The sequence below is a fragment of the Nostoc sp. PA-18-2419 genome (assembly GCF_005869855.1).
Taxonomy (GTDB): Bacteria; Cyanobacteriota; Cyanobacteriia; order Cyanobacteriales; family Nostocaceae; genus Nostoc.
Map to the genome: position 1 here is coordinate 439852 of NZ_SZNH01000002.1, position 16618 is coordinate 456469.

At 41.6% G+C, this 16618-nt stretch carries 17 protein-coding genes; 6 read left to right on the forward strand and 11 right to left on the reverse strand.

Translation table 11 applies throughout. The features are described 5' to 3' along the window. Window positions 1-117: 117 nt before the first annotated feature. The 8 genes from FCR06_RS03715 to FCR06_RS03745 all read right to left on the reverse strand — a co-directional run bounded on the left by FCR06_RS03715 (window position 118) and on the right by FCR06_RS03745 (window position 5139). Window positions 118-579: a diacylglycerol kinase family protein gene (locus FCR06_RS03715; RefSeq protein WP_138497495.1), complete on the reverse strand. Its 462-nt coding sequence runs from the start codon at window positions 577-579 to the stop codon at window positions 118-120. Window positions 580-733: 154 nt separating this feature from the next. Further along, entirely contained in the window at window positions 734-1258 is a 525-nt protein-coding gene (gene ybeY, locus FCR06_RS03720; protein ID WP_138497541.1) for an rRNA maturation RNase YbeY, read from the reverse strand. A gap of 38 nt (window positions 1259-1296) precedes the next feature. After that, window positions 1297-1452: a DUF3285 domain-containing protein gene (locus tag FCR06_RS03725; RefSeq protein WP_073643590.1), complete on the reverse strand. Its 156-nt coding sequence runs from the start codon at window positions 1450-1452 to the stop codon at window positions 1297-1299. A gap of 453 nt (window positions 1453-1905) precedes the next feature. Beyond that, window positions 1906-3028, reverse strand: a protein-coding gene (gene prfB / locus FCR06_RS03730; protein WP_138497496.1) for a peptide chain release factor 2 whose coding sequence is annotated in 2 segments (ribosomal slippage) — window positions 1906-2955 and window positions 2957-3028 — 1122 coding nt in all. Because the reading frame shifts where the segments join, the coding sequence is not laid out codon by codon here. Between the two features lie 127 nt (window positions 3029-3155). Continuing rightward, window positions 3156-3302, reverse strand: coding sequence for a hypothetical protein (locus FCR06_RS32395; protein WP_189523312.1), 147 nt, complete (start codon window positions 3300-3302; stop codon window positions 3156-3158). 46 nt (window positions 3303-3348) lie between these two features. After that, on the reverse strand, window positions 3349-4077 hold the full coding sequence (locus FCR06_RS03735; protein WP_138497497.1) for a Bax inhibitor-1 family protein: 729 nt from the start codon (window positions 4075-4077) through the stop codon (window positions 3349-3351). Window positions 4078-4304: 227 nt separating this feature from the next. Beyond that, window positions 4305-4853, reverse strand: coding sequence for a hypothetical protein (locus tag FCR06_RS03740; protein WP_189523313.1), 549 nt, complete (start codon window positions 4851-4853; stop codon window positions 4305-4307). A 22-nt stretch (window positions 4854-4875) separates the two neighbouring features. Further along, a complete protein-coding gene (locus tag FCR06_RS03745; RefSeq protein WP_223280025.1) occupies window positions 4876-5139 on the reverse strand; it encodes a hypothetical protein in 264 nt (87 codons plus the stop codon). 368 nt (window positions 5140-5507) lie between these two features. On the opposite strand from FCR06_RS03745, the gene FCR06_RS03750 reads away from it, so the two are divergent. Both FCR06_RS03750 and FCR06_RS03755 read left to right on the forward strand, forming a co-directional pair. After that, window positions 5508-5786 (forward strand): hypothetical protein, encoded by a 279-nt coding sequence (locus FCR06_RS03750; RefSeq protein WP_189523314.1) that lies wholly within the window; start codon window positions 5508-5510, stop codon window positions 5784-5786. Continuing rightward, window positions 5747-6532, forward strand: a complete 786-nt coding sequence (locus tag FCR06_RS03755; RefSeq protein ID WP_138497499.1) for an RNA polymerase sigma factor SigF — start codon at window positions 5747-5749, stop codon at window positions 6530-6532. The genes FCR06_RS03750 and FCR06_RS03755 overlap by 40 nt, the downstream gene beginning before the upstream one ends. A 60-nt stretch (window positions 6533-6592) precedes the next feature. Here the strand turns inward: FCR06_RS03755 and bchD are convergent, their stop codons facing one another. Together bchD and FCR06_RS03765 are read right to left on the reverse strand one after the other, a co-directional pair. Further along, window positions 6593-8611 (reverse strand): magnesium chelatase ATPase subunit D, encoded by a 2019-nt coding sequence (gene bchD / locus FCR06_RS03760; protein ID WP_138497500.1) that lies wholly within the window; start codon window positions 8609-8611, stop codon window positions 6593-6595. Between the two features lie 313 nt (window positions 8612-8924). Continuing rightward, window positions 8925-10805 carry an ABC transporter ATP-binding protein gene (locus tag FCR06_RS03765; RefSeq protein ID WP_138497501.1) on the reverse strand — a complete coding sequence of 627 codons (1881 nt, stop codon included), beginning with the start codon at window positions 10803-10805 and terminating at the stop codon, window positions 8925-8927. 70 nt (window positions 10806-10875) lie between these two features. On the opposite strand from FCR06_RS03765, the gene FCR06_RS33360 reads away from it, so the two are divergent. The 4 genes from FCR06_RS33360 (at window position 10876) to FCR06_RS03785 (ending at window position 14690) form a co-directional block, all read left to right on the forward strand. Next, the gene (locus FCR06_RS33360; protein ID WP_223280026.1) at window positions 10876-11007 is read left to right on the forward strand and encodes a GNAT family N-acetyltransferase; all 132 of its coding nucleotides are present in this window, start codon (window positions 10876-10878) and stop codon (window positions 11005-11007) included. 500 nt (window positions 11008-11507) lie between these two features. Further along, window positions 11508-12530 carry a tetratricopeptide repeat protein gene (locus FCR06_RS03775; RefSeq protein WP_138497502.1) on the forward strand — a complete coding sequence of 341 codons (1023 nt, stop codon included), beginning with the start codon at window positions 11508-11510 and terminating at the stop codon, window positions 12528-12530. A gap of 210 nt (window positions 12531-12740) precedes the next feature. Continuing rightward, the gene (locus FCR06_RS03780) at window positions 12741-13754 is read left to right on the forward strand and encodes a zinc-dependent alcohol dehydrogenase family protein (protein ID WP_138497503.1); all 1014 of its coding nucleotides are present in this window, start codon (window positions 12741-12743) and stop codon (window positions 13752-13754) included. A gap of 201 nt (window positions 13755-13955) precedes the next feature. Beyond that, window positions 13956-14690, forward strand: coding sequence for a chromophore lyase CpcT/CpeT (locus tag FCR06_RS03785; protein ID WP_138497504.1), 735 nt, complete (start codon window positions 13956-13958; stop codon window positions 14688-14690). 95 nt (window positions 14691-14785) lie between these two features. Here FCR06_RS03785 and FCR06_RS03790 read toward each other — a convergent pair whose 3' ends face one another. Further along, complete coding sequence (locus FCR06_RS03790; protein WP_138497505.1) at window positions 14786-16375, reverse strand: serine/threonine-protein kinase; 1590 nt, start codon at window positions 16373-16375, stop codon at window positions 14786-14788. Window positions 16376-16618: the final 243 nt, after the last annotated feature.

The window sequence follows — 16618 nt, forward strand, 5'->3', positions numbered from 1 at the left end:
GATGCTTAGTAACTATTTGTGGTTATAAAGCGTCCAGTCAAGAACTAAGACACTTAGGATAATTAAATTATTTAATTGGGAATTTGGAATTTTAAGGTATTACTTGATAAGCGCCAATCAGATGGACAAAGCCGATGTAATTAAAGTTATTAAAGGGGGAAGCAACAGCGTAGCAGCTACTAGCACCGCAACTAAAGCTGAAACTAAGACTGCACCAGCAGCACAATCTTTGGCAATTTTTGCCAAATCATGGTAAGTCTGCTTAACAGTTAAGTCCACAAGGGACTCGAGCGCTGTATTCAGTAACTCTAATGCCAAAACTAAACCACTAGTTATACCAATTACTGCTATTTCTACTGCTTGCAAATGCAAATAAACACCTAAAGCGATCGCCATTGCACAAACACTTGTATGAATCCGAAAATTACGTTGAGTTTGAAAACTATAAGTGATTCCAGCCCAGGCATACTTAAAACTAACAAATAAATTAGAAGCAATCTTCCACGAAAATTCCCGTTCGTTGTTCACAATTTTTGGTAACGAGGTGGGTGTTGGTGGTGGAGAAATTTTTTGGGACATACACTTAAATATACAAAAACATAGTTACTACAGTGGGAATTGTGGTCAATATTTATAGCCTAATTAACTTTGAGCCATTTTTAAGCAATTTTCCATAGAGGTATTATAAAAGTATTACCCAAAATTAACATTAAGGTATGATTAATTAATGCTATTACACGTAAAAAATAATACCTATTCCCTCCAGCAATTTTACTTGCTGTTCTAACATTCGCTCCAAACTTTCTTCATCAGGATGATCCCACCCTAACAGATGCAATAAACCGTGAGCAGCTAACCAGGCTAACTCAGTCGGTAAATCGTGTCCCTGCTGCTGGGCTTGACATGTTGCAGTATCTAAAGAGACAATAATATCACCTAGATATAGCGGTCCAGAAGCAAGCATTTCTGCACTTTGAGGAAAATCTACTTCCAAAGCAGCGAAAGCTAAAACATCTGTAGGCTGATTTTTTTGGCGATATTGAGCATTCAGTTCCTGAATTTGCAAGTCATCTGTTAAACGCAACCCGATTTCATAACTTAGCGCTGGTGGAATATCAGGCTGAAGTATTTCTAACCAGTGATGAAACCAGTTTTGCCAAGTTTCAGGATTAATTCGGGGATGAGTGACGCTAAAATTTACTGACGTTGTTGGGGACAACTCGTCAAAATAATCTTCTACATACAATTCAACTTCCAGAGCCACGCAGTCTCCTAGTCTGAAGTCATAGTTTTTCCTTAGTGAGTCAGGTAAGCAAGACCAATCAGGACAGCTAAAAGTCCTATAGTGGTTAATGCAAAATGCTTCAAGGAAGTTCCACCCTTACGCACCATATTTCGCATGGCGAGTTTTACGTAGCTGGGTTGAGGTTCTGTTGAAGGAGAGTTACTCATAAGTTAATTTGATCGCGGACTCTTTTATAACTGTAACAGTTGGGTCTGCTATAGGGTTGTGATCGCCCATATATTATTGAGGCGTTTGTTGGTAAAACACTTTAATAACTAGGGGTCTTATACTGCTTGCGCCTGACTCCAAAATTTTTAGAATCAGTTTGAGAAAAGAATGTCTGACTATTTATGACCTTGGATGGTGTTGAAAAACGTTTGGATGAAATACGCTTCAACCCTTCATAGGAGCGTTTTCTCCAGACCAAATGCTCTTCGGCGTAACGACTGACTGTAGTGCAAGAAACTGATAACCGCTATACAAATATTCTAAGTTCCTGTGCGCTAACTTCCGCGTCCTTATCCTGCATGAAGGCAAAGCGCCTATGGGTTTAAAAAATCCGAACTTATATAAATAGATACTAAATAGTTTTTTACTTAGTATCTATCGCTAATCCTCAACTATGCAGGAGTATTTTCCACCAGTTTATTTTCTTGGCGCAGATAAGCTTGAATGAATGTATCAAGTTCGCCATTCATTACATCTGTAATCCCCGTTGTTTCCGTATTGGTGCGTAAATCTTTTACCATTTGGTAAGGATGAAACACATAGTTACGGATTTGATTACCCCAAGAGGCTTCCACCATATCGCCACGAATTTGGGCAATTTCTTGAGCGCGTTGTTCTTGGGCAATCACCAGTAGCTTTGCTTTGAGTCGAGCCAGAGCTTTTTCTTTATTTTGCAGCTGTGATCGCTCTTCTGTACAACGCACGGCAATTCCAGTGGGAAGGTGAACAACCCGTACTGCCGTTTCTACTTTGTTAACGTTCTGCCCACCTTTACCCCCAGACCGAGTTGTAGTGATTTCCAAATCTTTCTCTGGAATGTCCAACTGCACAGAGTTATCTATCTGCGGCATCACTTCCACCCCTGCAAAACTAGTTTGTCGCTTGCCGTTAGCATTAAACGGCGAAATCCTGACTAAGCGGTGTGTACCTGTTTCCGACCGCAAGTAACCGTAGGCATACCGACCAGTAATTTCTAAAGTTGCAGATTTAATTCCAGCTTCATCACCTTCTGATTCTTCAGCTAAAGTCACCTTGTAGCCGTGAGCTTCAGCCCACCTAGTGTACATTCGCATCAGCATAAATGCCCAGTCTTGAGCATCTGTGCCACCAGCACCAGCATTAATTGTCAGTACAGCACCTTCAGCATCATAGGAACCAGAGAGTAACTGTTGTAACTCCCACTGCTCAAGGTCACGATTGAGTAGAGTGATAGTGGATTCTGCTTCTTGCAATAGTGCTTCATCGGTTTCTAACTCCAACAACTCAACAACTGCCTTAGTATCTTCCAGACTGCTTTGCCACCGCTCATATTGATCGAGGTGGGCTTTTAAGTCATTAAGTTCTTGCAGTGTTTGTTGGGCTTGGGTTTGGTCGTTCCAAAATTCTGGCTGAGCAGATATTTGTTCTAAATCTTGAATTTTAGCTGTCAGTGCAGGTACGTCAAAGATAGTCCTGGGTTTTACCCAGGCGGCTAGACAACGTTTCGATTTCGCGTTTGAGTTCTGAAACTTCCATAGTGCTTGTTGAATCTAGGAATAGAGCGCTTTTGATCAGGTAATTGCTCTTTATTTTACTTATCTTTGTTAATTTTAGCTGTAGTTAGGCAAATTCTTTAGGCATAGCTGAATATAAGTTATAAAAATTACTTAGAATTCTCGACAGCTTCTTTGCTTGGAGTGGTTTGATTTTGCCATTGCATAGAGGTTTTGAGAAACAAATTGATTTCGCTATCCAAAACATCTGTCACCGCAAACAAATGAAAAAACCGTGGTCTAATTTCAGCAACCACGGTTTTTATTTTATAGAACTTGGCTTTTGTTAGCGCGTACAGATAATTAATCGCGGCCATTTATAGCAATTAGCAACCGCAAGATGAAGACAAATAAGTTGATGTAAGTCAGGTACATCGACAAAGCAGCCGGCAGATATTGGTCATCGCTGTAAGTGCGGGGCAAGATGTAGAAATCGACAACAGAAACTCCAACAAACAGAAACACCCCCAAACCGGAGATGGCAATTTCTAACCAATTTGGCGTGTAAACACCAAACATGGCAAATCCAAATTGGGCTAAACACGCAACCACCAAGGCAATGACACCAAGATTGATGGTTTTCGTCAAAGCCATGCCGTCTTGTTCAGAGAGATTTGAACCAATTTGACGAGCAGCAATAAAGGTGACGCCACAACCAAGGGCAGCCAACCCAATCCCTTGAATACCAACACCTTGGGATCTCAAGGCGACATACACCAAACCACTTAGGGTATATCCAGACAAGAGGCTGTAGGTTGCCAACAAAGGTAGTGCAAGACCTTTATTACCTTTTTGAGCAACATTTTGGGCAACAAAAAACAAAATTAACTCCAAAATCACCGCACCAATAAAGGTAGGAAAAAATATTTCCGGGTTAGTACGGATAATTCCCAAACCGCCGTAGGTTCCTAATGCCGTTAGCACTAGTCCACCACCGACGTAGGGGAGGGCGTTGGCAATCACGTTTGGGCCAACGAGGGCGTGAGATTTAGCCTCACGGATAGCTTCACGAAAATTACTGGTATTGCTCATATTGAAATACTGTTTTTTAGGAAAACGTTTTGCTTATTCCTATTCTTACCAATCTTTGGGGTTAACAGCCAAGGATTTAATCGGTTGCAAAATCTCAATGGCAGCATTGTTGTTAAAAATTAGAATCTTGAGCGGGTAAATGTTGTAAATTCCGAATTTCACTCCGAGGAATACCATGAAGATGAGCGGGAGCATTATCACGCTGGAGGGTAGCAATACCGTCATCATTAGAGAAGTGACCCTAACCACGCAACCAGTTTAGAGTGGGTGAGGAGTAAGTGATAGATACAGTTAGTTGCATTTTGAGTGTGGTAATGTGCGCTTGTCCATGCAAGAAAGCGATCGCCTGCCATATCACCGCGTTCAGAATTATAAATCGTGCCAAGATTCAGTTCGAGTATATTTAAAAATGAGTTTCCAGAAGCACCAACTAAGACTTCATCAGGGGCAAACTCTTCATCAAACTGAATCTGCACGCGATCAGCTTCGTCAACAAAGAGATACTTGCATTCTCGATAAACTGCCTCAGCAAAGGTCAAGTCTTGTTCAAACCCTTGGCGGGGCACACGAGTATGAATGAAACTAGCAGGAGTGAAAATCCAGACTAAGGCTGTAGCAATATCATGTTCTAAATGGTGACGTGGACATTTGTAATAAAAGGGACAAGTGTATTGTTTATAATCGCTTTCTTGCAAGTCTTCATCATCAGAATCATCATTTTCAGCTACAGGAACTTTTTGATAAAGCTTGTGACAAGGTTCATGCCAAATTCCCACTTCTCTTCTGATTGCATTAAAGCTAAAAGTGGGCAGACTGGACTAAACCAACGCCATGCAGGGTGTCCGATTCAGATTGAAGGAGGCAAAGACTGCGGGCGCTATGGTCATCCCATTCAACGTCGATGCCGCGCATAGTCTGCAACCAACGCTGAACTGTTGCTTTTTGACGCGGTTGCATTCTGAGTTCTAGACACAACTCCTCCAAAGTTGGCCGCTGTTTATGGATGTTAAACCATTTCTGAAGTGGATCAAGAATTTTCTGCTGATGTTTGGTGATTTTCATTGTTCACCCTCCTGTTTAGCAGAAGTCTGACACCCATTAAACTTGCATATCAATAACCTGTTTCTATATTTCCACTAAGTTTCCAAAGTTTCTATCTTACCAATATTAAATACAAATGTCCCTCAATACCTAACTAAGTATAAATCCCCATAAAAATGAGTCAAATTCTATTTTTTGTAGCTTGGCTTTTGTTCCTCAACCTAACTACCAATTTGGATTTTTGACCTTTATTAATGACGGTATGTGCTAAGAGATAATATTGCCGAGTCTGTTTTGCGATTAATTAAGTACCGAGCCATGTTGCATTCAGTATGACAGATGGCTATTAGATTCAGTAATGCATTTTTCAGCATAAATAGCTAGTTTTTGTGCAAAAGCTAAAGATTATCCGCCATTTGTTTGTTACCTGGCAAATAAAAATCAACTGCAAGAGAGAAAGTAGCAAAATCATGCGTACAAATACTGAATTATGGAGTGCGACCCCTGATAAGTTCAGTGAAACGACGATGGCTTATTCAGCATTGGCTAAGGAAAATAATGACAGCTTTGAAGAAGATATACGCAGCTCCATTTTCTCAGAAATAGGAGTTACAACAAAGGAATTTATATGGCAGCAAGTGAGTCCTCTCTACGAACTGATGGTATAGAATTATTACACTTGTACCACCAGAATCCATCTATTAAACTTCGTAATAAACTTGTACAGTTACATACTGGCTTAGTGCGGAAGATGGCTCATAAATTCAGCCATCAATGTAATGAACCTTATGAAGATTTAGAACAAATTGGTTATTTTGGTTTAATTAGAGCAATAGAGCGCTTTGACCCCAGTCAAGGATATGCTTTTAGTTCTTTTGCTGTGCCATATATTCGTGGTGAAATGCTGCACTTTTTGCGCGATCGCAGTACTCTATTAAAAATTCCTCGTCGTTGGCAAGAACTGTATAACGAAGGACAAAAGATTCGTAAAGAATTATCAGTGTCTTTGGGTCGTCCTGTGAAAGATGCTGAAATTGCCAAAGAACTCCGGGTATCTCTGCAAGAATGGCAAGAAACCAAGTTAGCTGCTCAAAACCGTTTGCCTTTAAGTTTAGATGCGACCGCAGTTAACTATGTTGATTGCCAAATCACCTTAGGTGAAGCACTTCCTTGTCCTCGTTCTACTGCTCAACAACAACTAGATGAAGAACGGCAACAACTCCAAGGGGCAATCAATATGTTAGAAGAAAAACCCCGGATGGCAGTTGAAATGGTATTTTTGAAGGAGCTTTCTCGCAAGGATGCTGCTAAGAATATTGGTACTAGTCCGATGACAGTAACACGCTATCTGCAAAAGGGAATTCAAGATTTAATTTGTTATTTACAACCACAAGTTATGCCCACTGGATCGTAGTCATTAGTCAATGGTCAGTTAATTAATAGAAAAGCAACTGAACAAATGACAAATGACTAATTATCGAGATTTTAAATCGGCGATCGCACCTTTAGTCATGGCAGCAATAGCTCGATCTGTCGCTTTGGGTAAATGATAATACTTACCTGCTGCTGTTTGGGCTAATTCCTTAGCAAAACCAGTGGAAACAAATTTACTTTCCGTATCAATTACTAATAGTTGCATCCCCAAAGTGCGAATTCTCGCCGCAATTTCTACCAATTCTCCTTTGATATCTGGTTTTTCTCCTGGTTCTAGCTGTTCGCCTAAAGAACGTGCTAAAGGAATATTACCCCGCCCATCAGTGATCGCTACAAGCACTACTTGCCCAATATCTCCACTCATTTGAGCATTTAAGCCGACGCGCACAGCTTGGGTTAAACCATGCGCTAAGGGTGAACCGCCACCACAAGGTAATCTTTCCAAGCGGTTACGTGCCAAGGCAATCGAACGTGTTGGTGGCAATAAGACTTCGGCCTGTTCTCCTCGGAAGGGAATTAAGGCCACTTGGTCGCGGTTTTGATAAGCTTCTGTCAAAAGTTGCATTACTGCCCCTTTCGCTGACTGCATCCGATTTAAGGCCATTGAACCAGAAGCATCTACCACAAATACAACTAACGCTCCAGCTTTACGTACCAAGCGTTTCGAGCGAATGTCACCCTGTTCGACAATTACTTTTCTATCTGGGTGTCGCACTCTGCGTGCTTTTTGGTACGGGGCAGCCGCTCTGAGGGTCGCATCTACTGCAATGCGTCGTGTTTTCCCTTTAGGCAACATTGGCTTAATGTAACGTCCCCGGTCTTCAGAAAAGATGACACTGCGACTACCAGATTTTCCCTGACGCTTTGCCATTTGAGTAAAATAAAGCACCGTGTCATCCAAAATTACCCCTTCTGGATCGAAGATGAACTCTTCCGGGATACTGGGGGGTTCTTGCTGTTGATTTTCTTCCTGTTCTTCTTGTTCTTCCTGTTCTGACTCGTTTGGTTCTTCTTGATTTTGAGGTGGAGGTGGCGGTGGTGGCGGTGGTTGTTCTGGTGGCGGCGTCTGCACGACTGTTGCCCGTGGTACAATCACCAGTTCTACAGCATGGCGCAAATCTTCGGCATTGACTGTTGTACGTCCTTCCAAAGCCGCAGCCGCCTTGGCAACTCGCACAGCAAATAACTCGGCGCGATGTCCTTGAACTTGGCCGCGAATTGCTTCATTTACCAGGTAAGCGATTTGCTCCTGAGTAATGCAGACATCCTTGAGCCATTCTCGCGCCAAGATAATTTGGGTTTTTAGGGCGTCTAAGTCTTCGCTATACTGCCCAAGAAACTGTTGGGGAGATTGAGAGTAGGCGATCGCCACCTCTACTGCTGCTACTCTTTGATCTAAGCCGAGTACGCCGTCAGCAGAAAGAGCGATCGCAATTCTATCTAATAAATGTTCCCTTAATGCTCCTTCTTCTGGGTTGTAGGTGGCAATAAACAACGCTTTGCAAGGATGCTGAAAACTAATTCCCTCGCGCTCAATTTGGTTGCGTCCCTCAGATAATACTGTTAGTAGCTGATTTGATATTTGGTCATCTAATAAATTGATTTCATCTACATACAGGACGCCGCGATTGGCACTAGCAAGTAAACCGGGTTGAAAGATTGTATCACCTTGCTTTACCGACTGTTCTACATCCACAGAGCCGAGAAGTCGGTCTTCTGTTACGCCCAAAGGAATTTGGATAAATGGAGCAGCAATTATTTCGGTGGGGACATCTTGAATGTCTCCTGTATACTCTATCAAAAGTCTATCGTCCCATTCCTCTGGATGATTGGGGTCGCAATTACTGATAGAACTTTTAACAACTTCAATGGGTGGTACTAGCGCGTGGATAGCACGAGCCATCACAGATTTTGCCGTACCACGACGGCCTGCGATCGCCACTCCCCCCAACCCCGGATCGACTGCTGCTAACAGCAAGGCTAATTTAATCGCTTCTTGACCGACTACAGCAGTCAAGGGAAAAGCAGTAATAGTAGGGTTGATAGTGGGCGCAGGCATGGTTTGAATAATTGCTAGTCTCGGCTTTTAGCATATCAATTTCTTGGACATTAATCTTATTTGTCAACTGTCACTAATCATCCTGGAAATAATTTGTCTGTATCTGAAGTTGATGACTGATAAGTGTTGAGTGTGAACACTGGGATATTTTTTTATTTGTCATTCCCTTACCCTACGATTGAAGTTGGGGGCTTAAAAAAAGGCTGGCTGTTTTTTAATCTCCATCAATGAATTAAGGGGCTATGACTTTCGTTACGAATTACGAATTTTTTAGTTATTTTTGTACTCAGTATTTATTTTTTGCTATCTTTGCTTATGTTCCCAACATTTGCAAGTTATGTAAAGTGGCATAAAGTCCACCTTGTTGCAGTAATTGTTCGTGACTTCCTTGTTCGATTAATTCGCCACGCTTCAAAACAAAAATTCGGTCTACATTGCGAATTGTAGACAAACGGTGGGCAATAATAATGGCAGTGCGTTTGAGCAAAAGCTGGTCTAATGCTTCTTGAATTAAAGCTTCTGTGCCCACATCTAAACTAGCAGTGGCTTCATCTAATACTAAAATTTGAGGATTACGAATGGCAGCCCGGGCAAAGGCTAAAAGTTGCTTTTGTCCACTAGAAATATTTGTGCCTCTTTCTCGAAGTTGAGTATCGTAACTTTCTGGTAACTGTTCTATAAACTGGGCAATATTGGTTTTCTCTGCTGCTTGTTGGATCTGTTCAAATGTATAGCCATCTCCTAAAGAAATATTGCTTTTAACATTGCCAGCAAACAAAAAACCTTCTTGTAAAATTACTGCCATGTAACGTCGCAGTTCTGCCTGTGGTACGTCTTTAATATCTATACCATCTATGAGAATGCGTCCTTGGGTAGGTTCGTAGAGGCGACACAAAAGCCGAATGATAGAAGTTTTACCCGCACCTGTGGGGCCGACTAATGCCACTTTTTCACCAGGATGAATGGTAAAATCTAAATCTTTAATTACGTAATCATCGTTTTTATAAGCAAACCAGACGTGTTCAAAGCGAATTTCACCTAGTTCAGGTGGGGAATCGATATCTGGAGATTCTAGATTTGCAACTATCTCGTCTATGTATCCGAATTTTGCATCAAGAATTGAGTAGCGTACATTAGTCCGATCGCGTATTTCTATCGGTTCGTCTAATATATCGCTTACGCGTTCAATGGCAGTGAAACCAGCTTGAATTACCGTAAATTTTTCCGCAAAATTCCTTAATGGGTCAAATAATCGCTGGGCATATAAAATAAATGCAGAAAAAGTCCCAAAAGTCAAGGCGTCTTCTAAAAGCATCCAACCACCCAACCATAAAACACCTGCGATCGCAATCAGTCCAATCCATTCCAATGTTGCGGAAACAGCTGCATCATAAAAGATATTTTTATCTACTTGCTGAGTGTAGCGAGTGTTGGTAGCACGAAACAATTCGGCATTAAATTTTTCTCTGCGAAACAACTGCACTACATTAATACCAAGGACATTTTCTTGCAGGTGTGAATTGAGTATAGAAAGTTCTTCCCGCCCTTTATAATTGGCTATCCGATACTGTTTCTGCAAGTAAACGATTACCCAGGTAATCGGGAACAGCATCAATAGTAACAAACAAGCAAGTTCCCATTGACTAGAAAACATTAAAACCACAACTATCAGCATGGAAAAAAAATCGGAGACGATACCGATTGCCCCAGTAGAAAAGACATCGCCTAATACTTCTACATCACTGGTGATTCTGGTAATTAATTTACCTACGGGCGTCCGATCAAAAAAACGTACCGCTAGAGATGTCACATGATGGAATAAATCCTGGCGAATTGCTGTGGTGATTTGTTGCCCTAATTTCTGTACGAGATAACCCTGGTAGCCTGTCAAAAACAAGCGGATGATGATCGTAATCACTAGTAACCCTTCTAAAATATTTAGCGCTTGGGAGAAGGGGCGACTGCTTAAGAATTCGTAAGTACTCGATTCATGGCGAATCAAGGAAACAACTTGTCCGATTAATAGTGGTTGTACGGCATTAGAGATGGCGATCGGCACGAGTAGGATCGTAGACAGTGCCAACAGTCCCCCACTGCGACGGGCATAAGGCACTAGACGCAAAAATAGCCGCCAGTCATTTTCACCCTGACCGCGTTGTGTATAAGATTTTTTCAGAGATTGGTAGATGCTCATAATAAGAGCATTATATTAATGTTTTTAATGTTTGCCTTTGAAGTAGCTATTGCTTTCCTAGTCGAATATCATGCTTGAGGTAGAAACCGCCAGACTACTACTAAGACCATATACTCCTCAAGAATTGGATGAACTTGCTCGTATTTTAAGCAACCCAGCAGTTATGAAGTATTCACCTAGAGAACCAATACCTAAAGATTAGGTCAAAGAAGTAACCCAGAAAATATTACAATTTTTTATTGCACACTGGCAACAGCACGATTTTGGTGTCTGGGCTGTAGTAGAAAAACCTACTCTTAAATTAATTGATGATCGTGGGCTAAATTTTTTACCAGATAGCTCACAAGTCGAAGTTCTCTATCGCTTTGCAATCTTAAAACAGTTGCTATTTTAGCGATCGCATTCTAACCAGTAATCTTGTCACTGTTATTGTGGTTGCGGCAAAGGTTGAGTTGAAAATAGCGATCGCCTGATTTGAAATATAAATCTTTGTCAAGACCCATAACCATGCATCCTTAGTAAGGTATTTGTATTAATCGCTTCATCGGTATAGGCTGAAGTATGAAAAGGTACCATACTTCTCTCTTTACGTCTTATATCTAAAGGTAGAAGATATAGGTTAACTCAAATTTGGGAAAACTAAGAGGAGTTCATTCCCAAAAAATATCTTACCTATATCTCGCAGAGTGCAACTGAGGTCAGATGACGCAACCTTTAAATCCAGTCAAAGAGTGGGAACAACGCCGCGATCAAGCAAACCGTTATTACCAACGGGGAAAATTTCAAGAGTATCTCGATCTTGTGACTCAGAATTTACAGTTAGCAAGAGCAATTCCAGACCGAGTTAGGGAAGGTTACACATTGAACGACCTTGGTTTAGCTTATCTGGGTTGCTGGCAACCTCAAAGGGCATTAGAGCGGTTTCAACAAGCGCTTTGTGTTGCTATTGAAATTGGTAACGCATCGGCACAAGCAACTGCACTAAGCAATCTAGGTTCTACCTACAGCCGTCTTGGACGCTTTTTGCAAGCCTTAGAGTATTTTAACAAAGCACTTGTGATCTTCAGGCAATTGCAAGATGCTGAAGGAGAAGTCTCTATTCTCAATGATGTAGCCCTGATTTACACCCGATTAGGAGAACCTAAACGCGCACTGTTGCTACAAAACCAAATTTTGACAGTACGTCGATTGCTAGGTGACTTTTCTGGTGAAGCAACAACCCTAAATGGTATTGGGTTTGCCTATAGTGTTTTAGGCAAATTCCATCAAGCTTTAGAATTTTTCCAAGCAGCACTGCCGATTCAACGAGCTCTTAAGAATTTAGTTGGTGAAGCAACCACCTTGAATAATATTGCTTCAGTTTATAGTGATTTAGGACAACCCAAACAAGCGCTGTTGCTCTATCATCAAGTTCTTTTGACACGTCGAGCCATTGGCGATCGCTCCGGACTGGCAACAACCCTGCACAACATTGGTTTTACCCACAGTATCATCGCCCAGCATCGCCAAGCAATGAAGTTCTACAAACAAGCTATTGCTATTTATCAACAACAGGGTGATTTTCTCGGAGAAATTTCTACTTTGCTGAATATGGGAAGCCTTTACGCGACAACCAAACGCAAAAAAATGGCGCGATTGTGCTATGAAAACGCCCAAGAGTTAGCAGAGAAAATTGAACATCAGCCACTCTTAGAAAAGGTAGAGCAGTTGAGAGACTCTCTCTAGGATTCAATCAGCGAACAGTTATCAAAATTTATCTTATAACTGTTCACTGATAACTAATAAAAGGGCGGTTGTAAACCGTAACTACACAAAAATCTGCTGATATAGAGTAACACAATTGTAATACAGTGTACTATGGTTTAACGCTCTGAAAATTGCTGTAATGTAAGCTGTTATTGAGCAGATGAACGTTTCTATTAAGGAAGTCCGCCAATGAAAGCTTACGAAATTCAAAGCAACGCTGGTATTGATGCTCTGGCATTAGTCGATCGCCCCGAACCAAAACCCGCAGTCGGTCAAGTTCTGATTCAAGTCAAAGCCACATCTCTAAATTACCGTGATTTACTCGTGGTTGAAGGAGCCTACGGTGCTGGACAGAAATATCCCTTAATTCCTATGTCTGACGGTGCAGGGGAAGTTGTGGCGGTAGGGGAAGGTGTGACACGGGTGAAAGTAGGCGATCGCGTCGCTGCTACTTTCTTCCAAGATTGGATTTATGGCTCTTTAACCAAAGAGAAAATGAAATCCGATCTCGGAGGCGGTATCGATGGAATGTTGGCTGAGTATGTTGTATTACACCAAGATGGTTTGGTAATTTTACCAGACCATCTCTCTTATGCTGAAGCTGCAACCTTGCCTTGTGCAGCAGTTACCGCTTGGCATGGTTTAGTGACAAAAGGCAATATTGGCACAGGTAATAGTGTTTTATTACTCGGTACTGGGGGAGTTTCAATTTTTGCTCTCCAGTTTGCCAAGATACATGGTGCTAGAGCATTTGTCACTTCTAGTAGCGATGAAAAGTTGGCACGAGTAAAACAGCTTGGTGCTGACACAATCAATTACAAAACAACACCAGATTGGGAAAAGCAAGTTTACCAATTAACTAATCGCACAGGTGTAGATCATGTGGTTGAGGTAGGCGGTGCAGGAACTTTACCAAAATCGCTACAAGCAGTCCGCATTGGGGGACGTGTGAGTTTGATTGGCGTCTTGTCTGGCAGAGGAAACGAAATTGACCCGATGCCAATACTTTTTAAAAGTTTAACAGTTCAAGGGATTTATGTTGGCAGTCGGGAAATGTTTGAGGCAATGAATCAGACAATACAACAGCATCAAATCAAACCGATTATCGATAGAGTTTTCCCATTTACTGAAGCACGGGAAGCTTATCATTACCTCAAAAGTGGAGCTCACTTCGGTAAAGTAGTTATCAACGTCAATTCATAATATGAAGATGCAGCATTTTTTCTATGGTTGGTTGCTGCGATCATTTTTTTTAGCTACAGCACTAATTTCGCTTCTAAGTCAATAAAAAATAAATATACGCCTTAGAAGTATAGGAAGCTAGTATTTTATAAAACAACATTGGTACAAATTACAGCAAGAGTAAGATAAAATACTTTGAAATTTTAGAGGTTGTATTAATTTATGAATCTTGTGAAAGTATATACTCTGACAGCTTTATTTTCAGCCTTGACATTTGCCCAAGCAACTCGCGCTACTGCGGCCAGTCCGCCACCACTTGAGATACAGGTCAAGCAAGTAGCACAGTGGTTTACTGGTTTGTTCGATAATTCCCAGCAAGTGGCAACTAACCCTTCTGTTCCGCTTATTACTCTGTCAACTTGTAGTGTGGAATTGACTAATGCTGAGCCTGTAACTGGAACAGAAAATATTTATCTCGAACAAAAAAGTATTAATCGTTTCCGTCTTTATTCTTTCAGCCAAGAAAATTCAGCAGTGAATCTTAGTGTTCGTGCTTTTAATGCAAACTATTCACCTGTTGGATTATGTAATCGACCTGAGTCTGAACATACTCTTGACTCTAGCAACGTTTTAACAACAAGCTGCAATTTAGAAATTTTTTGGAATGCGGGCGACTACATTGGAAATAACTCGCCTAATGGCTGTCCCACAAGTTCTGGTGGTAAGGTGATTTCTAGTGTAGTTGTCTCAGAAAATGACATTGACTCTTTAGACAAGATTTTTGCCGCTAATGGTAATTTGCTTTTTGCTACGCCGATAGAGTTTCGCCGAGTTGACTCTATTCCTGAACCATCCTTTACATTAGGAATAGTAGCTCTAGGCGTCTGGGGTACAAGCAAAATATTTTTAGGAAAACATAAACAGAAATCAACAGTAAAGGTCAGAGTATCTATTTAGATTGCGATCAGTTTTGCTTTTAATGTGAGTATTAGGTTAGACACAGTTTAATACAATCTGATATTTCACAAATATCCTCTTAATTAGGAATTATTTTAATCTCGGATCTCTTTTTGAGACTTGTTATCGTTTTGTGTTTGACTCTCAGTCGGTGAATTTTGCTTTTCCAGCGTTGGTACTACTACAGCAGAAGGATCTAACTGTTTAGATTCCGGTGGTAGTGGTGGTATAACCACAGGATTTGCAGGAGTTACAGATTTAGGAGAAGCAGAATTTTGATTAGAAGTTGGTAAATTATTATCTGGCAATGCTGCGGGGGAAGCATTACGAGATGACCGAACTGCCCGTAGTTTTTCAACTAGCGAGGGTGTGGGTGAAACGCTAGGCGAAGGTGCTGATTGTTGGGAATTACCAGGTTGTGATTCTTTTGTTGGATTTTTAGATTCTTCTTGGAAAGAACGACGATTATACCGACGCTGCCTGAAATTAGAGGCAGGTGGAGATTCAGTTTTTGAGGTGCTGTTAGTCTGTGGAGTTGATGGTGAAGATGCACTCTCTAAGTTAGGTACTTTGGCAGCTGGTTCTTGAGTAGGCTGTTGAAAAAGTGGCTTGGCGGTTGGCTGCGGCTGAGATTTAGGTAAGATGCTAGTGATGCCAAAACCTGCTGTAGCGGCAACTACAGCGACACCGATACCAAGGATTATTTTAGATGAAGGCTGTTTTTGAGCGTGTGAATTTTTGTTGGCGTTGGCGGTAGCCTTGCCTTCAGGCATCGCTTTTTGGGCAACTTTGTTAATCAGAGTTTCTCCATGTTGGGCAGATAAATTAACAGTTTGCACTGCGTGAGTCGTTAAGGCATGGGGTGTGCCATTGACTCGATTTCCTTGGAGTAATTGCAGCCACTCGGCAACAGTCGCCGGACGAAAGCGAGATTCCACCGCCATCCCGCGCATTACTGCTTGGTTGACAGCAGCACTCAAATGTGGTTGGAGTTCGCGGGGGGATGGCATTTGCTCGCGATCGCGCAATAATGCTGGCATGGGAACTTGAGCTGTTAACAGTGCATACAAGGTTGCTGCTAAACCATAAACATCGGTGGCAGGTGTACGCGCTGCTTGGGTGAGGTACTGCTCGATGGGAGAATAACCTTCAGAAACTAAACCCGTATGAGTCTGCCTGACACCGCCATTAAATTCCCTGGCAATGCCAAAATCAATCAGTATTACTTCTTGTGTTCCTTGGCGCAGGATAATATTATCTGGTTTCACATCTCGGTGCAGCAAACCGTTGTTATGTACTACTTGCAACGCTGCCCCAATTTGTTGGATGTAATGAATTGCTGTCGCCTCTGGCAGAGGTATTCCTGGTAATACAAAAGCGTCGCCCAAAGTATCGCCAGGAATGTATTCCATCACCATGTAAGGTAGCCCAGCTTCCACAAAAAAATCACTAACTCGGACTATATTTGGGTGGATACAAGTAGCTAGTCGTCTGGCTTCATCTTGGAACTGGCGCTCAAACTTAGCAAAATCAGGATGTTGTCGCAGCCGTTCATTGATGGTTTTCATCACCACCTCCTGACCCAAGTAGTGATGCTTAGCTTTGAAGGTAATGCCAAAACCACCACGCCCTATTTCTTGGATTAGGGTATATTTTCCATCCTGCAAAATTGTGCCTGCTAACATAGAAAGTCCTGAGTCTTGAGTGAGCAGATAACTAGCGAGTCCTGATTTTTAAGAGATTTCCTAAATTCCCATATTTTTAAGAAGGCAGGGTTCTTGCCTGTGTATCTACGGGATGATTTAGTTTTTAGGATTCCCGAAGTAGGAAAAACCTCCCCAACGATCGCAACAGTTTTATCTTTTTCATAGGATAACGCGAGGTCAAGAAATCTTGAAGTCGAAAACAGCCTTAAGCTGTATTTTGCG